Origin of the sequence: Stenotrophomonas sp. NY11291 (genome assembly GCF_023277365.1) — a bacterium.
GTDB lineage: Bacteria > Pseudomonadota > Gammaproteobacteria > Xanthomonadales > Xanthomonadaceae > Stenotrophomonas > Stenotrophomonas geniculata.
Window position 1 is genome coordinate 4,711,417 of sequence record NZ_CP096975.1, and the last position, 21,193, is coordinate 4,732,609.

A 21,193-nucleotide genomic window follows, 5' to 3' on the forward strand; every position below is an offset into this window, starting at 1 on the left:
ACAGCGCCGACCAATGTCGGCATCTACCAACGGCGATTGCCGGCCAGCGGCCGGCACTACCCCTGCAGCAATCGCCGCTGCAACCGCTCCACCGCACGCTGCAGCAACACCCGGTTGCGGGCCAGCTTCATCCACTGCGGCAGGCGCGAGAACATGGATCGGTGATGGCCGCTGCCTTCGCGCAGTCTGGCCGCGGCGTAGTCGTGCAATGCCTGCAGGTGCTCGGCGTTATACGCCCACAGCAGGCCAGCCGAGGTTTTTTCCACCAACCTCAAAGGCAGGCCGAAGTCCGGGTCGATGGCTTCGTTGCCAAGCCACCGCGACCGGGTGACCTCGACGTCGCTGCTGCGCCCACATTGGCTGCAGTCCGCAGCCATGGTCCGCAGCGGCGTGGTGGCACGGGCACGACGTACCTCGATGCGTACCCACTGGTGGCCGCAATAACCACACGGCCGGTAACCGCTGTAGCGCACCGGTCCTACCCAGTCTCCGGAGCCACAGCGGCTGCAACCGCAGCCGCCGTTCAATGCCTGGCTGCAACCCAGGCACCGGAAGCGGCGTGAATCAGGCGTACCTACCACCCAACCCGGCGTGTCACATCGATTGCAACGCACCGCCACCCGGTCTGCATAGCGCAGCAGGGAGTGACCGTCGTCCCGGTGGCGCCCTGCGACCATCAGACGTAGATCCGCGTCGGCGCCTCATCAACGATCGCGTGCGGCACGAAGCGCGCACTGTCGCGGGTGATCGCGCTGTCGTCCTCGCGGATACCGATGCCGCAGGCGTGGTCACCCACCACCCAGCTGCCGATCAGCGGGTAGCCGCCTTCGATGCGGGTCAGCGGATGCGCGCGCTGGATGATCGCCGGGCCATCATAGGGACCGTCGCTGCGCTGGGTGCTGCCATCGGCCAGGTGCATCTCGATGTTCGCGCCTTCGCGCGAGAACAGCGGCTTGCGCACCCAGCCCGAGGCCAGTGCACTGCCGTCATCGAAGTGCGCTTCCAGCAGGTTCGGATGGCCCACGTTGCGCTGCCACAGCAGCGGCAGGATGCCCTTGTTGCTCAATACTGCCTTCCAGGCCGGTTCCAGCAGCTGCACGCCCGAGCCGGGCAGCGCGCGACCGAATTCCTCGGCCATCAGGTCTTCCAGCGGATACAGCTTGAACAGCGTGCCGATCACCGAATCATCCAGCGCGGTGAAGCGGCCGTCCTCGGACAGACCGATATCCTCGATGGCGATGGCCTGGCCATGCAGGCCGGCCTGCGAGGCGCAGTCGCGCAGGTAGTCAACCGTGCCACGGTCTTCTTCGGAACTGCCCACCGCGCTGAAGTACAGCGGCGGCGGCAGCTGCGTGGCCAGTTCGCCGAAGCGTTCAACCAGCGCCTCGTGGATGGCGTTGAACTGATCAGCATGCTGCGGCAGGCGGCCGGCGTTGCGCTGGTCTTCCAGCCACTGCCATTGGAAGAAGCTGGCCTCGAACAGCGAGGTCGGCGTGTCGTAGTTCAGTTCGTACAGCTTGGCCGGGCCGGTACCGTCGTAGGCCAGGTCCAGGCGCCCGTACAGGTGTGGCTGGCGCTGGCGCCAGCTGTCGGCGATCCAGTCGCGGTAGTGCGACGGAATCGCCAGCTGGTCCATCAACCGTTCACTGGCGATGACATCGCCCACCAGGTCCAGCGCCATCTGGTGCAGCTCGGCGCTGGGGTCTTCGATGTCCTGTTCGATCTGGCGCAGGGTGAAGGCGTAGTACGCGCTTTCATCCCAGTACGGCTGGCCGTCGATGGTGTGGAAGCGGAAACCCGCCTCTTCCGCGCGTACCCGCCACTGGGCACGCTCGGCAATCCGGATGCGCTGCATGGGTCGATCAGCCGCCGTAGCTGCCGCTGGTGCTGCGGCGTGCGCTGGTGTTGCCGAAGCCACCACGGCTGGCAGTGACCGCACGGTTCGGCTCGCTGGTGACCGGCGCCAGGCCAGCCTTGCCGGCACCGATGCCGCTGGCGGTGTTCAGGCCACCGGTGCCGCCCGGTGCCGGGCGCGCCCAGCCAGCGTTCTTGTCCTGGTAAGCCGGTGCCGACGCCGGCGCCTGCGGGGCGAGGCCGCCGCGGTTGCTCAGCATCTGCGACATGAAGAAGCCCATCATCATCGGGCCGATGAACGAGGTACCCGCCGACGTGTGCTGCTGCACGCACTGTTCCGGCTTGTAGTCCTTCTCGCAGGCTTCCTTGCTGGCGTACTTCGGCGCCGCATCGGCGGCCTGCTTCTGCGCTTCGGCGAAGGCATTGCGGCACGACGACGGATCGCCGGTGGCCTCGGTGCAGGCTTCCACCGAGGTGTACAGGCCTTCCTGCACCTTCACCTCCGGCTCCTTCTGGCAGGCGGTGAACAGCAGCGGCGCGGCGCTCATCAGCAGCAGCGCGGTGGTGCGGGAACGTTTCATGGCCTCATGCCCTGTCGACGGATCAATGCCCCAATGATGCCAAATCCGGGCCAGCAACCGGAATCGGCAAAGTGGGAAAGATGAACGGCCTTTCATTTTCGTCGTTCCCCATCATCCACGCGTGGCGTGGATCCATCGTGTCGACCAAGGTCGACACCTACCACGAGCAACGCAGAGCGCCGGCCCCGACAGATCGCGGGAAACTGTCGAAGGCGGGGTGGGTCCGCTGGCGGGGGTGTCCGCGGCATGGATGCCGCGGTCAAGCCCCCAAGGAAGGGTTTACGGCGTCCCCCGCCAGCGGACCCACCCCGCCTCCCGCAGGAAGCCCGCTGTTGCTTCGGCCGTTGCTTCGGCGGGTGCCGGGCGCAGCCCGGCCGGACCACCTCCGGTGGTTGCAGCAGCAACCGAAAAAATTGGCCATGATCGGCTGACTCCCACGTCGTACGGCCCGCCCGTTCCGCCAGCCATGCCCGAATACCGTTCCCGTACCTCCACCGCCGGCCGCAACATGGCCGGCGCCCGCGCCCTGTGGCGTGCCACCGGCATGAAGGACGGCGACTTCCACAAGCCGATCATCGCCATCGCCAACTCCTTCACCCAGTTCGTGCCCGGCCACGTGCACCTGAAGGACCTCGGCCAGCTGGTCGCGCGCGAGATCGAACAGGTCGGCGGCGTCGCCAAGGAATTCAACACCATCGCCGTGGACGACGGCATCGCGATGGGCCACGACGGCATGCTGTATTCGCTGCCCAGCCGCGAGATCATCGCCGACGCCGTGGAGTACATGGTCAACGCGCACTGTGCCGACGCACTGGTGTGCATCAGCAACTGCGACAAGATCACCCCCGGCATGCTGATGGCCGCGCTGCGCCTGAACATCCCGGTGGTGTTCGTGTCCGGCGGGCCGATGGAAGCGGGCAAGACCAAGCTGTCCGAGCACAAGCTGGACCTGGTCGATGCAATGGTGGTGGCCGCCGATGACAGCGCCTCCGACGAGAAGGTGGCCGCATTCGAGCGCAGCGCCTGCCCTACCTGCGGCTCCTGCTCGGGCATGTTCACCGCCAACTCGATGAACTGCCTGACCGAGGCGCTGGGCCTGTCGCTGCCCGGCAACGGCACCACGCTGGCCACCCACGCCGACCGTGAGGCGCTGTTCCGCCGTGCCGGGCGCCTGATCGTCGAACTCTGCCATCGCTGGTATGGCGGCGAAGACCCGAGCGCGCTGCCGCGCGGCATCGCCACCCAGGCCGCGTTCGCCAATGCAATGACCCTGGATATCGCCATGGGCGGTTCCACCAACACCATCCTGCACCTGCTGGCCGCCGCGCAGGAAGCGGAGGTCGACTTCGACCTGACCCATATCGACGCGCTGTCGCGGCGCGTACCGCAGCTGTGCAAGGTGGCGCCGAACACACCGAAGTACCACGTCGAGGACGTGCATCGCGCCGGCGGCGTGTTCGGCATCCTCGGCGAGCTGGACCGCGCCGGCCTGCTCAATACCTCGGTGCCGACCGTACACAGCACCAGCCTAGCCGAAGCGCTGGAACGCTGGGACGTGGTGCGCAGTGACAACGACACCCTGCACACCTTCTTCAAGGCGGGCCCGGCCGGCATTCCCACCCAGGAAGCCTTCAGCCAGGCCACGCGCTGGCCGACGCTGGACATCGACCGCGCTGAAGGCTGCATCCGCTCGCTGCAGCACGCGTACTCACTGGAAGGCGGCCTCGCCGTGCTGCGCGGCAACCTGGCCGTGGATGGCTGCGTGGTGAAGACCGCCGGCGTGGACGAGTCGATCCACGTGTTCGAAGGCCCTGCGCGCGTCTATGAAAGCCAGGACGCGGCCGTCGCCGGCATCCTCGCCGACGAAGTGCAACCCGGCGAGGTGGTGGTGATCCGCTACGAAGGCCCGAAGGGTGGCCCGGGCATGCAGGAAATGCTGTACCCGACCAGCTATCTGAAGTCGAAGGGGCTGGGCAAACAGTGCGCGCTGCTCACGGATGGCCGCTTCTCCGGCGGCACCTCGGGCCTGTCGATCGGCCACGTCTCGCCGGAAGCGGCCAGCGGCGGCGCGATCGGCCTGGTGGAAGATGGCGACCGCATCCGCATCGACATTCCGGCCCGCCGCATTGATCTGCTGCTGGATGAGGCCACCCTGGCGCAACGCCGCGCCGACGCCGATGCCCGCGGCTGGAAGCCGCGTGCGCCGCGCCCGCGCAAGGTCACCAGCGCCCTGAAGGCCTACGCCCTGCTTGCCACCAGCGCAGACAAGGGCGCCGTGCGCAACGCCGCGCTTCTGGGCGATTGACCGGCATACGGTAGTGCCGGCCGCTGGCCGGCATCTGTACTGCGACGCTCCACATCAATGAGGTTGCCGGCCGGCGGCCGGCGCTCCCCATCCTGATCCGTTATGGTGGTCCAGGAAGTCACCAACACGGAGGTTGAGATGATGTTGCTTTCCTTTGCGCTGGCCGCTGCCATGGGTGCAGCAGCCGAACCGCCAAAAGCACCCGACTGCAGCTACGACCGTGCAGCGATGCTGGCGATGGAACCTGGCCGGTTCGATCAGGACCTGGAAGGTGGCTGGCGCCCGTTGGCCGACCGCGGCTGTACCCGCGAAGCGGCCGACCTGCTGTCCGCCTACGGCGCACTGCCCAAAGCGGAAGGCAATGTCATCATCACGTGGCACGAGGGCCAGCTGCGCGCGGAGCTGGGGCAGACCGCGCAGGCGATTGCGCTGATGGAACGCAGCCACAAGCCAGTAAACGGGAGCGACCCGGGTTACTGGAATGCCTACGTGGACGGCATGGTCGCGTTCCTGCGCCAGGACCGCAGCGCCCTGGAGAAGGCTCGTGCGAGGCTGGTCGCGATACCGACGCCCACCGCGATGGCGGAGAACATCAAGGACGGCCGCTACCACTTCACCACCGAGGGCGGGCAGCAGGTGCAGATGCCGTGGCCGCCGAACCTGGACGTGCTTGATGGACTGCTGCGCTGCTTCGGCAAACCCTACGTGAAGGCCTATGGGCCAGGCTGCCGGAATCCGGAAGGCCGTTGAGGCCCTCCGCCGGGCATGGCCTGCGCTACCAGCACCCGTCAACCAATCACGCGCTTGAACGGCGGCAGGGCGTCGATGATGCGCTTGCCGTAGCGGCGGGTCAGCAGCCGCGAATCGAGGATGACCACGCGGCCGGTGTCGGTGGAGGTGCGGATCAGCCGGCCGGCGAACTGGGTCAGCGTGCGCAGCGCGTGCGGAATGGCGATCAGGTTGAACGCATTGAGCCCACGCCCCTCGAACCATTCGCTGAGGGTGGCGGTCTGCGGGTCGGTCGGCACCGCGAACGGCACCTGGGTGATCACCACCGTGGTGCAGGCTTCACCGGGCAGGTCGAGGCCTTCGCCGAACGAGTTCAGGCCGAACAGTACCGAGCCTTCACCCGCTGCGACGCGGCGCAGGTGTTCATCGATCAGCCGTGTCTTGGACATCTCGCCCTGCACCAGCACCTGCTTGCGGCGCGCGGCCGACATCAGGCCAGCCACCTTTTCCATCTTCCAGCGCGAGGTGAACAGCACCATCGAGCCCTTGGCCCAATCCAGCTCGGTGTCGAGGTAGCGTGCCACTTCGCGCGGATGGCCTTCGCGGTCATCCGGCGTGACCGGGAACTTCGGCACGATCAGCTCGGCCTGGTTGGGCAGGTCGAACGGCGACGACAGCGAAACCATCTCGGCCTCTTCGGGAATGCCGTTGTCGATCGCCAGCGATTGGAAATCGCCACCGCCGGTCAGCGTCGCCGAGGTCATCACCACCGAATCCACTTCATCCCACAGCAGCTTGCGCAGTACGTGCGCGGCCGACACCGGCGAGCCGTGCAGTACCAGGTCGCCGTCGCGGGTGGCGGTGACCCAGCGCGCCATCGGCGGCGCGCCGTCCTTGTCCTCGCGGCGCCAGGCCTGCCACAGGTTGTACTGCTGCTCGATCATTTCCAGCGCCATGCCCAGGTTGCGCTGCAGGCGCTCGCGCGCGGCATCGTCCGGCTTGCCCTTGGCGACCTGCGCGGTGGCGGCATGCGCCCAGTTGTAGAGGCTGCGGGTATCGTCAGCCAGCGCCTCGATCGGCTCGCGCCAGGCCTCGGGCAGTCGCCCATTGGCCGCGCGCCACATCGGCTCTTCGTCCGCCGGCGCCAGCATCCACACGCGCTCGATATGATCGCGGAACGCGCGCAACTGCTTGGCCACGTTGCTGGCCACTTCGATCGCTTCGTTCGGCAGCAGGTTGCCGAGGCGGTCCTTGTCGACCGCGCGGTAGGCACCGGCGATCAGGATCTGCAGGCGGCCGGTGCGCTTGGCCATTTCATCCAGCGCCAGGCTGGCCGCGCCCTGGTCGATCGCCACGTTGCCGATGTGATGGCCTTCGTCCAGCACCAGCAGCATGTCCGACGGCGGCGCGATCAACGGCTGGCCGTTGTCGCTGTCGCCGATCGACAGCGCCGACAGCAGCAGCGCGTGGTTGGTAACGACGATCTGCGCATCACGCACGGTGTTGCGCGAACGCAGCACCGCACACTGCGCCGAATAGGCACAGCGGCGCCCGGCGCAGCCCGAGGCCGGCGTGGTGATGCGGCTGCGCAGGCCGGGGCTGATGGTCTCCGGTGCGTTGTCGATGTCGCCATCCCAGCTGCCGCTGGTGAAGGCATCGGTCAGGCGCTTGGCGATGTCCATTTCGATCGGCGCCAGCGGCCGATCAAACAGCGGCGCGTCATCCTCGAACATGCCGCCCTGCGAGCCCTCACCCTGTGCCTCGGCAGCATTGCGCGTGCACAGATAGCGGGTGCGGCCTTTGGCCAGCGCCACGGTCGCTTCCAGGCCGGTGGCCTTGAGGAAATTCGGGATATCGCGCTCCACCAGCTGCGACTGCAGCGCCACGGTGCCGGTACTGATCACCAGCTTCTTCTTGCTGGCCAGCGCAATGGGTACGCCCGCGGTGAGGTAGCCCAGGCTCTTGCCGACGCCGGTGGGCGCCTCGACCACGCCGACGCCGCCACTTTTCGACAGCGCACGCGACACCACGCCGATCATCTGGCTCTGCGAGCGGCGGGTGGAGAAGCCGGGGGTATTGGCCTGCAGCGTGGTGTACGCCTTGCGGATCGCGTCCTTCAAGGCGTCATCAAGCGTGCGCGGAGCGGCGACGGTTTCGGTCACGCCGGGAAGTACCGTGGCTGGATCAGGCCGGTCATTGTCGCATGGCCGGCCACGTTCACCGCCGCTGGTACCCTGAACGGGCCAGCGACGACGCCTGGCGGCGGTCACGGTCCGGTGGCCGGACCTCTCAGGGGCCAGATACGCCGGGCATGGCCCGGCGCGACCGGTCAGGCCGCCGGGATCGTACGGCTCCGCAGCAGGCGCACCAGTGCCCACACCAGCAGCACCACGCCAATGGCCTCCACCATCGCCAGCGCGAAATGCAGCACGCCGAGGATGGCGCCCATGCCCGAGATGGCGCTGAAGTTTCCACTGCTGACCAGCCACATCGGCAGGATGCCCGCCGCCAGACCACCCAGGCTGGACAGCAGCAACAGCCCCAGGCCGACCAGGGCGCCGGTGCGGGTGGCATCGCGCGGTGCGCCGATCACCCAGACCAGGCCGATGCACAGCGCGATCAGTACCGGCAGGCGCACGCCGACCATGCTCAGCACGGTCACCATCAACGTTGTGCTGTCCATCGATCAGTCCTCGCCGGCCAGCACGGCCGAGCCCTGGCGCAGCGACTGGTAGACCTCGTCGGTCTGCGGTCGCACGCCATGCCACTGCAGGAAGCTCTCGGCCGCCTGTTCGACCAGCATGCCCAGGCCATCCACGGTATTGCGGCAGTTCGCCGCACGTGCCCAGGCCAGGAAGGCGATGGCGGCCTCGCCGTAGTTCAGGTCGACGGCGGTGGTCATCGAATTGACCAGCGACAGCGGCAGCTTGAACTCGACGTCGCGGTCGCGGCCGGCCGAGGTGGCATTGACGATCAGTTCGAAGTCGCCCAGATCACGCAGGTCTTCCCAGTAGCGGCTGATCGCGCGGCCCGGTTCGCCCATCGCGTCGATCAGTTCATCGGCGCGTTCCGGCGTGCGGTTGACCACCACCAGCTCGGTGATGCCGGCATCGAGGAAGGCCGGGGCGACGCTGCGCGCGGAGCCACCGGCACCGATCAGCAGCATGCGGCGGCCACGCAGGTCCAGGCCATGACGGTCGGTCAGGTCACGCACCAGGCCGATGCCATCGGTGGTGTCGCCATGCCAGCGGCCGCCCTTGCGCAGCAGCGTGTTCACCGAGCCGGCGCGGCGCGCACGTGCGGTCAGGGTGGAGCACACCGAGAACGCAGCCTCCTTGTGCGGCGAGGTGACGTTGGCGCCGACACCGCCTTCGGCGGCGAAGGCTTCCAGGCCGGCCAGGAACGCATCCGGCGCCAGGTCGATCGCGCGGTAATCCACCGCGATGCCTTCCTGGCGACCGAACGTCGCGTGGATCTGCGGCGACTTCGAGTGGGCAACGGGGTGTCCGAAGACGGCGTAACGGTCGGTCATGGAATCCTCAAGCTGGCTAGACTGATGCTCTTTCGTGCACGGACCCGGATGATGCGCATCACCCCGCCCCTGCTGGTGCTTGCCGCCAGTCTACTCTCTGCCCCCGTGGCGATGGCGTTGAACGAGTACGGCATCGAAGGCATGGGCGTGGTCTCCACCCGTGCCGACGAGGGCCGCGCCACGATCAGCGCCGATGGCCAGCGCATCGTGTTCGCACGCCGCGGCGAGGCGGGCTGGGGCCTGTGGCAGGCGCGCGTGGTCGAGGGCCGCTGGCAGCAGGCGCAGGCGCTGCCGGTGGGCGTGGCCGGCGAGGCCCGCGATCCCTACTTCAGCCGTGATGGCCGCTGGCTGCTGTTCGCGGCCGGCCGCGAGGGGGCGCTGGCGCTGTACCGGGCCACGGTGGAAGCCGACGGCCAGCTCGGGAAGGCGCAGCCCTTGGCGGGCGATGGTGGGCGCCGGGAAGAGCGCGGGCCGGCCCTGAGTGCGGACGGCAAGCGGCTGTTGTTCGCCCGCGAGCAGGGTCGCGGCGCGGGCTGGGACCTGTTCGTGGCGTCACTGGACGCGCAGGGCGTGCGTGGCCCAGCCACCGCGTTGGCCGCGTTGAACAGCGCCGACGACGAGACCGACGGCGACTGGCTGGGCAACGACGGCGCCGTGGTGTTCAGTCGTGGCAGCGGCGCGACCGCGCAGGTGTGGAGCAGCGGCTGTGCGTGGACCCGCGCGGCGCTGCAGCCATTGGGGCTGTCATTCAACCAGGCCGGCGGCTGGACCGGCGCGCCGGTGATCGACAACGCCAAGCCGGGCGAGATGATGGTTGCCAGCAGTGCGGCGAAGGCGCCACGTGCCGGTGGCGTGGATGTGTACCGGTTGGCGGTGCCGAAGGTGGCGGCGGTTGCGGGGTGCGTGCCTGCCGCCCGGTAGATGCCAACCTTGGTTGGCATGCGGGAAAGTGCCAACCAAGGTTGGCACCCACCCGTCAGCGCGACAACACCTTCGCGCGCTGCTGCTCGTACTCGACTTCGCTCAACTGGCCGTTGTCCTTGCGCTGGTTCAGCGCGGCCAGCTCGGCCTGCACGCTCTCCGGCAGGGCCTGCTCACGGGCCACGTGGCGGGCGGCGGAGAGCTGCTCCGGCGGGCGCTTGCCCGCGCGCCATGCGGCGATGAAGACACCGACGATGATGGCGCCGAACACCAGCGTACCGATGCCCCAGATCAACCATTGCATCCATCCCAGTTCGGGTCCCATCGCACAGTCCTCCGTCTATCGTGGCGCTATTGTCAGCGCTCGCGCAGCCATCGCGCCACCTGCGGCGCGAAATAGGTCAGCACACCGTCGGCACCGGCCCGCTTGAAGCCCAGCAGCGACTCCAGCACGCAGGCGCGCTCGTCCAGCCAGCCGTTGGCGAAGGCGGCCTTCATCATCGCGTACTCGCCACTCACCTGATAGGCGAAGGTCGGCACGCCGAACGTCTCCTTCACCCGGCGCACCAGGTCCAGGTACGGCATGCCCGGCTTGACCATCACCATGTCGGCACCCTCTTCCAGGTCCAGCGCGATCTCGCGCAGGGCCTCGTCGCCGTTGGCCGGGTCCATCTGGTAGGTCTTCTTGTCGGCCTTGCCGAGGCTGGCCGCGCTGCCCACTGCATCACGGAACGGACCGTAGAACGCCGAGGCGTACTTGGCCGAGTACGCCATGATGCGCACATTGATGTGGTTGCCGGCATCCAGCGCACGGCGGATCGCGCCGATGCGGCCGTCCATCATGTCCGACGGCGAGACGATGTCCACACCGGCCTCGGCGTGCGACACCGACTGCTTGACCAGCGCTTCGACCGTGATGTCGTTCAGCACATAGCCCTTGTCATCGATGATGCCGTCCTGGCCGTGGGTGGTGTACGGGTCCAGCGCCACGTCGGTCATCACTCCCAGCTCCGGGAAGCGTGACTTCAGCGCGCGGATCGCACGCTGCGCCAGACCGTCCTCGGCCCACGCCGCCGATGCATCCAGCGACTTCAGCGACGGGTCGATCACCGGGAACAGGTCGATCACCGGAATGCCCAGCTCCAGCGCTTCTTCGGCCACCTTCAGCAGCTCTTCGATCGACAGCCGCTCCACGCCCGGCATCGACGGCACTGCGGTGCGGCCGGCCAGTTCGTGCACGAACACCGGGTAGATCAGGTCGTCGGTGGTCAGCGTGTTCTCGCGCATCAGGCGGCGCGAGAACTCGTCATGGCGCATGCGGCGCGGGCGGTAAAGCGGGTGGGACATGGCAGGCTCCGAGGAGTGGCTATTGCAACAGGTAGCCCTGCGGCAGCAGGGGTTCGGGCAATGGGCGTTCGCCGAGCGCGTCGAGCTGGTCGATCTCGATCGTGCGCACCAGCGCGTCCAGCGGCAGGTCGTTCGGCTCCAGGCCGAACGGGTCTTCCATTTCTTCGCCCAGCTGGTCCAGGCCGAAGAAGGCATAGGCCAGCACCGCCGACAGCACCGGCGTGCCCCAGCCCAGCGAACTGGCCAGGCCGAACGGCAGCAGCACGCAGAACATCCACGCGCAGCGGTGCAGCAGCAGGGTGTACGCGAACGGCAGCGGGGTGGTGAGGATGCGCTCGCAGCCGGCCTGGATCGACGACATCGCGTGCAGGCGCTCTTCCAGCTGGGTGTAGAGGATCGGGTCGAGGTCACCGGCGCGCAGGGCCTGGGCCAGCTCGGCCGCGATCATCGACAGCAGCGCGTCGGGCACGTTCTCACGCTGCCCGAGTTGTTCGCGTTGGCGCTTGTCCAGCCACGGCAGGGCCATCAGCGCCACGATGCGCCCGCGCAGGCGACCGGCCAATGCATGGGCGAAGGCGGTGGTGAGATAGGCGATGCGGCGACGGCGGCCGGTGTCATCGGCCAGCAGCAGGTTCACCTGGCGGGCCAGCGAACGCGATTCGTAGACCAGCTGGCCCCACAGCTTGCGGCCTTCCCACCAGCGCTCGTAGCAGGCGCTGTTGCGGAAGCTGAGGAAGATCGACAGCACCAGGCCAAGCAGGGTGAACGGCGTGACCGACACGCGTTCGATGCCGGTGGGCGGCGCCAGCTCGACCACCGCGGCCACGGCGATGGACAGGATCAGGATGGCCAGCACCTTGGGCGCGATCGCTTTGACGATCGAACCGCGCAGGATGTACAGCAGTTGCCAGCCGTGGGGACGGGGTCGGATGATCATGGGGCAGCCGCGCCGGGCGCGGATTCACAGGCACGCGGGGGGCTCGCGCAGCCATTCATTGTACGCCCCTGCCCGGCCATCGGCCGTGCGCCTGCGACGCCCTGTCGCACCCGGGCGCGGGCTCAGATCACGCCGCCACCCAGGCCGAGGCGGAGGATGCCCACCACCACCACGATGCCGTTCAGGACCAGGCCTGCCCAGGCCCGGCCACGCTTGCTCGGGTGGGTGAACAGGATGCCCAGCGCGGCGATGACCGCGCCCACCGCAGCGAACGGGATCAGGAACCAGTTGCCCCAGCCGAGCAGTGGAATCAGCGCCAGGATCATCCACAACAGCGCCAGTACGCCCCACAACAGACTGATCACACCCATGCCGCTCTCCCGCAGTTGGTTCCTGCCCCAACCATAGACGTTCCCGCTGCCGCCGCCTACTGCCATTGGCGGGGCTGTCACCCGCACCGTGCTAGCGTGCTGCCGTGCGTGCCCTGGCCCGGGTGTTGGCGCCGATTCAGAGTGGCCCGCCGATGATCGCAACCAGTCCTACAGGGGTCGTGCCATGAACATCCGTTGGGCCGCGTTGGCGGCCATCCTGCTGGTCGCCGCTGGCTGTGCCAGCACCTCCAAGGTGATGCTGGGCCGCGCCCGCGCACCGATCGATCCGGCGCTGGTGCAGATCTACTCGACGCCACCGGCCGGCTCCCAGGAAATCGCCCAGCTGGAATCGGCCTCCGCCGTCGGCTTCGGCACCCAGGGCCAGACCGATGCCGCGGTGGCCCGCCTGAAGCGCGAGGCCGCCGCGCTCGGCGCCAATGGCGTGGTGCTGATGGGTGTGGGCAGCAGCGGCTCGCCGGTGGGCATGTCGGTGGGCGCCGGCACGTTCGGTTCGCACGTCGGTGGCGGCGTCGGCATCGGTATTCCGACGACGCAGAAGCGCGCCGCCGGCGTCGCCATCTGGGTGCCGAATCCGGCACCGCCAGCGCGGTTGCCGACACAGGTGATCACCCCGCAGCGGTGACGCGGCAGCGTCACCGCGGGTAGTGCCGGGCCATGCCCGGCGTCTCTCCCGCTGCGCTCGCCGGGCATGGCCCGGCGCTACCGATTATTTCTGCCGGTACTTCGGCACGAACACCTTGTTCACCGCATCGGCGAGCTGGTCCGGCGGCAGCAGGCCCTGGTCGAGCAGGAAGTTGTTGAACGCCAGGCGGTCAAACTTCGCGCCCAGTGCCAGCTCGGTCTGCATGCGCAGCTCCAGGATGCGGGTGTAGCCGTAGAAGTAGCTGCCGGCCTGGCCCGGCATGCGCACCATGTAGCGGTCCAGTTCCTGGGTGGCCATCGCCTTGGACAGGCCGACCTGCTCCATCAGCACGCGCTCGCCGTTGGCGCGGTCGGTCAGGCCGAGGTTGAGCATCGGGTCCAGCATCGCGCGCGCGGCCCGCAGCAGGCGGAACTGCAGGGCGATCATCTGACCGTCCAGCGGTTCGTACGGCACCATCTCGGCCTCGGCATACAGCGCCCAGCCTTCCACGTTCACCGAATTGAACGCGAACATGGTGCGTGCCAGCGAGATGCCACGCTCGACCATGGCGGTGAACTGCAGCTCGTGGCCGGGGCGGCCTTCATGCGCGCTCAGCGTCCATGCCGCCGCACCGAAGTTGAAGTCGTCGTACTGCGCGCCCGGGCCCGCTGCCGGGTTGCCCAGCGGCAGCACGAAGGTGCCCTGCTGCCCGGTGTTGTTGACCAGCGGTGCCGGCAGGAAGTGCGGGGCCGGGCTGGCCGCGCTCTCGGCGGCCGAGCCCAGGCGCATCTGCATGGCGCGCTGGGGCACGTCGACGATGGCGTGTTCGCGGATCAGCGGATCGATCGCGTCGATCACCTTGCGATAGTGGCCTTCCAGATGATCGTCGGCGATCTTGTCGGCCTTCAGTGCGCGGATCACCGCTACCGGGTCGCTCGGGTCGGCCACCTTCAGGCCCTTGTCCTTCACCACCAGCGGCGCCAGCTGCTGCATCGCCGAGCGGGTTTCCATGAACTCCAGCTGCGCGCGCTGCATCAGCAGCTTCGGATCGATGTCAATGCCGACCTGCTTGAGCTGGTAGGCGTACAACGGCGCCGGCAGGCGCGCATCGGTGCGTGCCTTCGGCAGCACTTCCTTGCGGGTCCAGGCGGCGTAGTCCTTCATCTGCCCGGCCAGCGCCTTCATCGCCTCATCGGCGCCGGCGATCTGGTACTTCTTCAGCAGCGACTCGATGCCGGTGATGTAGGTCTCGACGTTGTCCAGCGACTGCTGCACTTCGATCTTCGTCGGCTGCAGCAGGCTGCTGTCCTTCAGGCGTTCTTCGTAGCGCTGGCGGGCCAGCGTGGTGAACGCGGTGCCGCCCGGCTGCAGGCCGGCATAGGCCTTGAGGCGGTCAAGCGCCTTGGCCCGGCGCTCGGCCGGCACCTGGTCGGACAGCAGCAGGTTGAGGCCGCTGAACACGGTCTGCGGCGCATCACTCCACGGCAGCAGGTATTTCTCGTTGAGCTCGCTGCCTTCGATGTTCTGGCTGGCGGCATGGATCATGATCTCCAGGTCCTGGCGGACGTTGGGATCCTTCTCGGTGGCCAGCTTTGCCTTGAGTTCATCGCGGGCTTTGGCCATCGCGGCGCGATAGCGCTTGCCGTTGTCCGGGCCAAGGTCTGCGACCTTGTCGTCGTAGCCGGGAACGCCGAAGAAGCCGGTTTCCTCCGGCTGGAACGGGCCTTGTGCATCAAGCAGGATCTGCGCCAGTGCATTGCTGCGGGCAACCCAGGCCGGGCTGGCCGGAGTAGTGGCCTTGGCAGCCGGCGCGGCCAGGGCTGGCGGTGCGGACAGCAACGGGGCGGCGGTCAGGGCCAGGGCAACGGCCAATGCAATCGGCTTCATGGTGCACTCCAGGACAGGGTTGCCCGCACCCTACGCGCTCACGGCGATGGCGACAATCGGCTGGAGGTCATGGGCGGACCGGCATGAATGCGCCCGCCCGCTCGGGTATCCGGTCATGGCTCAGGGTAGAAATTGGCAATCACCCCTCGGGTCTCATTCAACACTCTGACGTTGTGATGGGTCTCTTTCGTCCCTGCGGGCAAACCGTTATGACTGAGGTCAGGCGACGACCAGAGATTTATCCGTCCACATGGTGCTCCGGAGCATTCATAGGACATCAGTGTCCTCCATCGTCCAGGCGCATTTTCCGGCGCCTTATAGCCATGGCCATAAGAAAATCTCGGGGGACGTACGGTGGCGTTCGCGGGCTCATGATCTGCACCGAACAGGTGCCCGATCTCGTGGGCAAGGCTGCTGGTCGTGGCACCGAGACAATTCCGTTCCACTACCGCGAATGCGGTTTCCTTCGTCGCAAGCACGCGCTGCGATTGCCCACAGACCGACCGTGACGGACCGGTATCAATGATCATCAGCACGATGTCTGCCTTCTCAATATCACGAACCTGATGCATGACGCCGAGTGCGCCTCTTCTTCCGGCAACCAGATCGTCAAGCGTCTGAGTAACACCGGTTTCCTGATAGCCGGAAAGGACGTTGGCGGCGCGCTCGAGTTCAACCTTGATTCCGCTATGAGAGAAACTCTCGTTGGCTAAACAGACGGCCTCCCGCATTTCTGCGAAGACCACCTCGCGGTCATCGCCGAGGGCCGTAGTTCCGTAGCCAAACAGAACACGTACTGTCGATTTCGCCTCTTGCTCAACGTCGTCAGAACTGACCGCATCGAGTGCATCCGGGCTGACATCGCGAACCGGTGCCTCGCGTGGAAGCCGGCGAAAATCCTTTCGAATCAGCACACCGTCTTGCAGTTCGTATCGAAAGCTCCCAATGTCAAAGATGGCCCTTAGTTGTCCGTCAGCAGCCTCGGTGATCCGAACCGCTCTCTCCGCATCCACGCACGAAGACGGTGCCTTAGATGTAGAAGTAGATGTAGATGTAGATGTAGATGCCATCGTTCCGGTCCAACGAAGCCGGGCAGAGGGCATCGCGGCCACTGCTCCTGCATCCGTGCCCGCCGGGACATAGACCGGGTCTGGAGCCGCATTCAATCGCGGGCCTGCAGTGCGCTTCAATCGCACGATTGCATCGAAGAGATCCACTTCGATCACATTGTCGGACAATGCCTCTGGGTGAACGTCGACACGGCGAATCCAGTCGACAATGCTATCCTCGTGCTGCTTACGAATCTGCATACCGGGATCCCATCCGCCGACAGGAATCTCAATGAACTTGGATGCCGCCTGCGCAGGCCAGGATGCGCTACTGAATAGCACGACGGCCAGAGAGAATAGAGCTGTTTTCATGATCTACTCGTAGTATCGGTGCCACATGGCATGACGAACGCTACGGCCTTGCTACTGACCACTTGGAGACTTTCGTCACATAGGCTGTGGGAGACAGCGATGTCGAGTAGCATGCGACAAAATCTCCCTATGCAAGCTCAGGATTGGTCAGATCTGAAGCGCTGAAATTCGGCCTCGCCATGCCAGCGATACTCAAATAACTGGCGCTTGCGACACCTGATAGTCTGGCCGCCGGTCCCTCACATCATTGCGCTCATTGAACACAGCGCGGCGCGTATCGCGCTTCACCAGCTGATCATCGTTGAGGGTATAGCGCCAGACGCCGTGCCTGAACCCCGCGCGTGCGCCCGAGGCACTCAATCTGATGCTTATGCGCTGCGGCTGGCTGAGCTTGGGTTTGCATCCGGGGACGTGCTTTTCGCCGTTCCCGTCCATTGCACGCTGGACATCGTGACAACTTCGCGATGGACGCCCTGCGCACCATCAGGGGGGTACATGACCTCTTCCGCGGTTTCGAACAAAGGGACGGAAGGATCGCGGACAAGGTGGAGAACAACGTCATACAGGTTGACGGTAATCTCGTCTGCGGCCGACGCAAGCTCATTCACTCGAACCAGACGCACCCATTCCACGGTGTCGCCACTCGCACGCAGGCGCTGCTCTGCCTGTACCACCGATGTATCGGCAAGCGCCTCCACGAATGGCTCAGCGGCCATGGTCTGCGAGAGCCATACCGGCGTGTAGAGCTGCAACGCCGCCAGCATCCTGATCGCTTCTATTCGAATTGCATGGACCTCCGGGACAGGACCGACGTCGGCTGCCTGGGGCAGCACGATACGTTTCGATCAATCTCTAGAGGAATGCGGGCAAGGTCGCAATGGTCAACCGCGACAGCCCCAGCCAAGCATGTGTGGCAGGGCATTCTCACGGCTCAGCACCCCGATGTAGGAGGTCCCGCTTACGACACGGCGACCAAGCCAAAGCCCCGCGCTGCGCGCGACAGTCGACTGACGGTCGGCGCTACTCCCGCCGCTTCAAGCGGAGGTCACAACGCCGCGGTCAGCGGGCATTCGCCGCGATCACGGCAGGCCTGCAACTCGCACTCTCCCGCAGCCTCGTCGTCATCCAGTGCGGTCAGATCGAAGGTCTGCTTGTCTTCGGCCAATACATACATCACCGGGTAATCCCAGACTTCATCGCGACGGCTGCCCTGCACGAACAATCGCCCGTGCGCATGCGGTCCTTCCAGCGCAACGGTCAGGCCGACATCGCGCTGGCCATTGATCGCGGTCTGCATGCTGCCCAGCGGCATCGATTCGATATGCAGCGGCTCGCCGAAGGCTTCCACCAGTTCGATGCTGCAGCCCGCGCGACGCAGCGCTTCGCGCATCGGCGGGCTCTCGCGTGCCGCCTCGCTCCAGCGCAGCACGCTCCAGGTCACCACGCCACCTGCGCCGCCCAGCACCAGCACCACCGTCAGCGGCATTGCCCAGCGCCAATGGCGGCACCACCAACCGGCGGACGTCTGTCGATGGGCGGGAATCGGTGGTGGCAGGGTCATCGGCGGGCTCCTTCCCGGCTGCGGATCAGGGCTTCAGGCAACGTCCCAGGAAGGCTTCGGCCACGCGGTAGCGATGCAGGGCATCGGCGCCGGACAGGCCATGCTTGGCACCCGGGTAGGTCATCAGCTCGAACGGCTGTGCACGCTTCTGCAACGCGCTCATCAGGCTGGTCGAATTGGTGAACAGCACGTTGTCGTCAGCCATGCCGTGGATCAGCAGCAGCGGCGAGCGCAGGCCGTCGATATGGGTCAGCACGCGCGCTTCGCGGTAACCCGCTTCATTGCGCGCCGGCAGATCCATGTAGCGTTCGGTGTAATGGCTGTCATACAGGCCCCAGTCGGTCACCGGCGCACCGGCCACGCCACAAGCGTACTGGTTCGAGGCCTTGGCCAGCAGCATCAGGGTCATGTAGCCACCGTTGGACCAGCCCTGCACGCCGATGCGCGCCGGGTCCACCCACGGTTGCTGCTTCAGCCAGGTCACGCCGCGCAGCTGGTCGGTCACTTCCACCGTGCCCTGCTTGCCATACAGCGCACCACCGAAGTCACGGCCACGTCGCGGGGTGCCACGGTTGTCCAGCGAGAACACCACGTAGCCCTGCTGGGCCAGATACTGGTTGAACAGGTGGTCGCCACGGCCGGGCCAGCTGTCGGTGACGGTCTGGCTGGCCGGGCCGCCGTAGACGTACACCGCCACCGGGTAGCGCTTGGACGGATCGAAGCCGGCCGGCTTGATCAGGCTGTAGTTCAGCGGGGTCTTGCCATCGGCAGCCGTCAACGTGCCGAACTCGACCGGGCGCTGCGCATCGCGGTAGCGCGCATACGGGTGCTTGGGATCGGCCAGGTCGTTCTCCACCAGCGTAGCGATCTTCTCGCCGTTGGCGCGGAACAGTTCAATCTGCGGCGGCGTAGTGCTGTTGGACCAGCTGTCAACGTAGACGCTGGCATTGCGGGCGAACGTGGCGCTGTGCATGCCCGGCGCCCTGGACAGGCGCTGCGGCTCGCCGCCCTGCAGCGACACCGCGTAGATCTGGCTTTCGCGCGAGGTCTCGATGCCGGCACGGAAGTAGGCCTTGCCGGCCTTTTCATCGACCGCCAGCAGTTCGTCCACCGGCCAGTTGCCGTGGGTCAGCGCGGTGCTCTTGCCCTTGCTGTCGATGCGGTACAGGTGCTGGAAGCCGGTGCGCTCGGACGACCACAGCACGCTGCCGTCGTCGAGGAAGCGCAGGCTGTTGTGCAGCGGCACCCAGGTCGGGCTGGTCTCGTGGGCGAGCACGCGCTGGCGGTTGGAATCGAGCGCCACTTCCACCAGGTCCAGCTGCTTCTGGTCGCGCGACTGGCGCTGGAAGCTCAGGTGCTGTGCATCGCGCCAATCGACGCGGGCCAGGTAGATGTCCTGCTCCTTGCCCAGGTCGACCCAGCGCGGCTGCGCGTCGGCGGCCGGTGCGATCACGCCCAGCTGCACGCGCACGTTGGCATCGCCGGCGGCCGGATAACGCTGCTCGATCACGTCGGTGCGGTCGGCGTAGACCTCGTAGCGCTTCTGCACCGGCACCGGTGCCTCGTCGATGCGGGCAAAGGCAATGGCCGAATCATCCGGCGCCCACCAGTAGCCCGTGTGGCGGTCCATCTCCTCATCGGCGACGAACTCGGCCACGCCGTTGCCGATGGTGGTGCTGCCATCACGGGTCAGCTGCAGCTGCTTGCCACTGGCCAGGTCGATCACCCACAGGTTGCGGCCGCGGATGAAGCTGACGAAGCCGCCCTCGGGCGACAGCTTGGCGTCGGTGGCGAATCCTTCACCGTGGGTCAGCTGGCGTACCGCGGCTTGGCCCTGCTGCTTGAGGTCGTACAGGTACAGCTCGCCGCCCAACGGGAACAGCAGGCGCTGCGCGTCCGGCGACCACTGGTAATCGACGATGCCGGTCATCGCGGCGATGCGCTGGCGTTCGCGGCGTGCCTTTTCCTCATCGCTGAGGGTTTCGGTGCCGGGCAGCACCACCTTGGAATCGACCAGCAGCCGGGTCTGGCCGCTGCCGATGTCGTAGGTCCACAGGTCCAGCTGGTTGCGGTCGCTGTCCTTGCCGCGCAGGAAACTGACCTGCGAACCGTCCGGCGCCACCTTCGGCTTCATCAGGGTCGGGCCGGACAACGGCAACGGGCCGGTGATGGCTTCCAGGGTCAGCTTTTCAGCGTGGGCGGCGGTTGTGGTGGCGAGCATGAGGGCGAGCGAAGCGAACAGGTGGCGCATGGAGGATCCCGGCAAACGGCAGGTCCACCCCGGCTCGGAGCACGGGGCGGTCGTTCCCCATCCTAACCAAGCCCGTGCAGGAAGGCAGCATGACCTTTTGCCCATAAGGAATGCTGACGAGTGCCGACCAACGGCCGGCACCCACCGTCCTGGGTCAACGCTGGCCGAACAGGTGCTTGCGCTCTTCGTCGCTGAGCGGCTTGCCGGCGTTGGGGTTCACCTGCTGGCGCAGGGCATAGGCGCGCTGGGTGGCCGGGCGTGCGGCGATGGCGTCGTGCCAGCGCTTGAGGTTCGGGAACGCGGCGAAATCCACCGGCAGCTTGTCGTAGGCGCCGATCCACGGATAGCTGGCCATGTCGGCGATGGTGTACGCGTCGCCGGCAAGGAAGGCGTGCTGGGCCAGGCGCTTGTCCATCACCCCGTGCAGTCGGCGCACCTCGTTGTCGTAGCGCTCGATGGCATACGGGATCTTGTCCGGCGCATACACGTTGAAGTGGCCCATCTGGCCGCTCATCGGGCCCAGGCCGGCCATCTGCCAGAACAGCCATTCCAGGGTGGTGACGCGGCCGCGCGGGTCGCTGGGCAGGAACTGGCCGGTCTTTTCGGCCAGGTACAGCAGGATCGCGCCGGACTCGAACACGCTCAGCGGGGCGCCGCCATCGGCCGGGGCGTGGTCGACAATCGCCGGCATCTTGTTGTTCGGCGAGATCGCGAGGAATTCCGGCTTGAACTGGTCGCCCGAGCCGATGTTGACCGGGTGGATGCGGTACTCCAGGCCGGCTTCTTCCAGCAGCAGGGTCACTTTGTGGCCGTTCGGGGTGGGCCAGTAATACAGGTCGATCATGGCGGCGGC

The 21,193-nt window shown here is 66.8% G+C and carries 20 protein-coding genes; 4 read left to right on the forward strand and 16 right to left on the reverse strand.

Annotated elements, in window-relative coordinates:
- Positions 1-56 precede the first annotated feature (56 nt).
- The 3 genes from M1L61_RS22010 to M1L61_RS22020 all read right to left on the reverse strand — a co-directional run bounded on the left by M1L61_RS22010 (position 57) and on the right by M1L61_RS22020 (position 2,435).
- A complete protein-coding gene (locus M1L61_RS22010; protein ID WP_010482202.1) occupies positions 57-473 on the reverse strand; it encodes a hypothetical protein in 417 nt (138 codons plus the stop codon).
- Between the two features lie 203 nt (positions 474-676).
- The gene (locus M1L61_RS22015; protein WP_010482203.1) at positions 677-1,855 is read right to left on the reverse strand and encodes a glutathionylspermidine synthase family protein; all 1,179 of its coding nucleotides are present in this window, start codon (positions 1,853-1,855) and stop codon (positions 677-679) included.
- 7 nt (positions 1,856-1,862) lie between these two features.
- Positions 1,863-2,435 (reverse strand): DUF1190 domain-containing protein, encoded by a 573-nt coding sequence (locus tag M1L61_RS22020; RefSeq protein ID WP_005420172.1) that lies wholly within the window; start codon positions 2,433-2,435, stop codon positions 1,863-1,865.
- Between the two features lie 466 nt (positions 2,436-2,901).
- On the opposite strand from M1L61_RS22020, the gene ilvD reads away from it, so the two are divergent.
- Both ilvD and M1L61_RS22030 read left to right on the forward strand, forming a co-directional pair.
- The gene (gene ilvD, locus M1L61_RS22025) at positions 2,902-4,740 is read left to right on the forward strand and encodes a dihydroxy-acid dehydratase (protein ID WP_248854118.1); all 1,839 of its coding nucleotides are present in this window, start codon (positions 2,902-2,904) and stop codon (positions 4,738-4,740) included.
- A gap of 138 nt (positions 4,741-4,878) precedes the next feature.
- Positions 4,879-5,490, forward strand: coding sequence for a hypothetical protein (locus M1L61_RS22030; RefSeq protein WP_197616636.1), 612 nt, complete (start codon positions 4,879-4,881; stop codon positions 5,488-5,490).
- Positions 5,491-5,528: 38 nt separating this feature from the next.
- Here the strand turns inward: M1L61_RS22030 and dinG are convergent, their stop codons facing one another.
- From dinG to aroE, 3 genes are all read right to left on the reverse strand, one after another.
- Entirely contained in the window at positions 5,529-7,631 is a 2,103-nt protein-coding gene (gene dinG / locus M1L61_RS22035) for an ATP-dependent DNA helicase DinG (protein WP_248854119.1), read from the reverse strand.
- Between the two features lie 167 nt (positions 7,632-7,798).
- Positions 7,799-8,152, reverse strand: coding sequence for a hypothetical protein (locus M1L61_RS22040; protein WP_029379808.1), 354 nt, complete (start codon positions 8,150-8,152; stop codon positions 7,799-7,801).
- Between the two features lie 3 nt (positions 8,153-8,155).
- Entirely contained in the window at positions 8,156-9,001 is an 846-nt protein-coding gene (gene aroE, locus M1L61_RS22045; protein WP_248854120.1) for a shikimate dehydrogenase, read from the reverse strand.
- Positions 9,002-9,049: 48 nt separating this feature from the next.
- Between aroE and M1L61_RS22050 the strand changes: the two genes are divergently transcribed.
- Positions 9,050-9,922, forward strand: coding sequence for a hypothetical protein (locus M1L61_RS22050; protein WP_248854803.1), 873 nt, complete (start codon positions 9,050-9,052; stop codon positions 9,920-9,922).
- A gap of 55 nt (positions 9,923-9,977) precedes the next feature.
- Here the strand turns inward: M1L61_RS22050 and M1L61_RS22055 are convergent, their stop codons facing one another.
- The 4 genes from M1L61_RS22055 to M1L61_RS22070 form a co-directional block, all read right to left on the reverse strand.
- Positions 9,978-10,247, reverse strand: coding sequence for a hypothetical protein (locus M1L61_RS22055; RefSeq protein WP_010482214.1), 270 nt, complete (start codon positions 10,245-10,247; stop codon positions 9,978-9,980).
- Between the two features lie 32 nt (positions 10,248-10,279).
- Positions 10,280-11,269: a porphobilinogen synthase gene (gene hemB, locus M1L61_RS22060; protein ID WP_010482215.1), complete on the reverse strand. Its 990-nt coding sequence runs from the start codon at positions 11,267-11,269 to the stop codon at positions 10,280-10,282.
- Positions 11,270-11,288: 19 nt separating this feature from the next.
- Positions 11,289-12,206: a bestrophin family ion channel gene (locus tag M1L61_RS22065; protein ID WP_010482217.1), complete on the reverse strand. Its 918-nt coding sequence runs from the start codon at positions 12,204-12,206 to the stop codon at positions 11,289-11,291.
- Between the two features lie 122 nt (positions 12,207-12,328).
- Positions 12,329-12,577 carry a hypothetical protein gene (locus M1L61_RS22070; RefSeq protein ID WP_006475755.1) on the reverse strand — a complete coding sequence of 83 codons (249 nt, stop codon included), beginning with the start codon at positions 12,575-12,577 and terminating at the stop codon, positions 12,329-12,331.
- A 184-nt stretch (positions 12,578-12,761) separates the two neighbouring features.
- On the opposite strand from M1L61_RS22070, the gene M1L61_RS22075 reads away from it, so the two are divergent.
- A complete protein-coding gene (locus M1L61_RS22075) occupies positions 12,762-13,220 on the forward strand; it encodes a hypothetical protein (protein WP_010482223.1) in 459 nt (152 codons plus the stop codon).
- An 84-nt stretch (positions 13,221-13,304) separates the two neighbouring features.
- Here M1L61_RS22075 and M1L61_RS22080 read toward each other — a convergent pair whose 3' ends face one another.
- The 6 genes from M1L61_RS22080 to M1L61_RS22105 all read right to left on the reverse strand — a co-directional run bounded on the left by M1L61_RS22080 (position 13,305) and on the right by M1L61_RS22105 (position 21,184).
- Positions 13,305-15,107: a DUF885 domain-containing protein gene (locus M1L61_RS22080; RefSeq protein ID WP_248854121.1), complete on the reverse strand. Its 1,803-nt coding sequence runs from the start codon at positions 15,105-15,107 to the stop codon at positions 13,305-13,307.
- 113 nt (positions 15,108-15,220) lie between these two features.
- Positions 15,221-16,528: a reprolysin-like metallopeptidase gene (locus tag M1L61_RS22085; RefSeq protein WP_248854122.1), complete on the reverse strand. Its 1,308-nt coding sequence runs from the start codon at positions 16,526-16,528 to the stop codon at positions 15,221-15,223.
- 368 nt (positions 16,529-16,896) lie between these two features.
- Positions 16,897-17,361 (reverse strand): hypothetical protein, encoded by a 465-nt coding sequence (locus M1L61_RS22090; RefSeq protein WP_248854123.1) that lies wholly within the window; start codon positions 17,359-17,361, stop codon positions 16,897-16,899.
- A 212-nt stretch (positions 17,362-17,573) separates the two neighbouring features.
- Positions 17,574-18,089 (reverse strand): cytochrome c oxidase assembly factor Coa1 family protein, encoded by a 516-nt coding sequence (locus M1L61_RS22095; protein ID WP_029379809.1) that lies wholly within the window; start codon positions 18,087-18,089, stop codon positions 17,574-17,576.
- Between the two features lie 25 nt (positions 18,090-18,114).
- Positions 18,115-20,340 (reverse strand): S9 family peptidase, encoded by a 2,226-nt coding sequence (locus tag M1L61_RS22100; RefSeq protein WP_197577069.1) that lies wholly within the window; start codon positions 20,338-20,340, stop codon positions 18,115-18,117.
- A 154-nt stretch (positions 20,341-20,494) separates the two neighbouring features.
- On the reverse strand, positions 20,495-21,184 hold the full coding sequence (locus tag M1L61_RS22105) for a glutathione binding-like protein (RefSeq protein WP_248854124.1): 690 nt from the start codon (positions 21,182-21,184) through the stop codon (positions 20,495-20,497).
- Between the last annotated feature and the right edge of the window lie 9 nt (positions 21,185-21,193).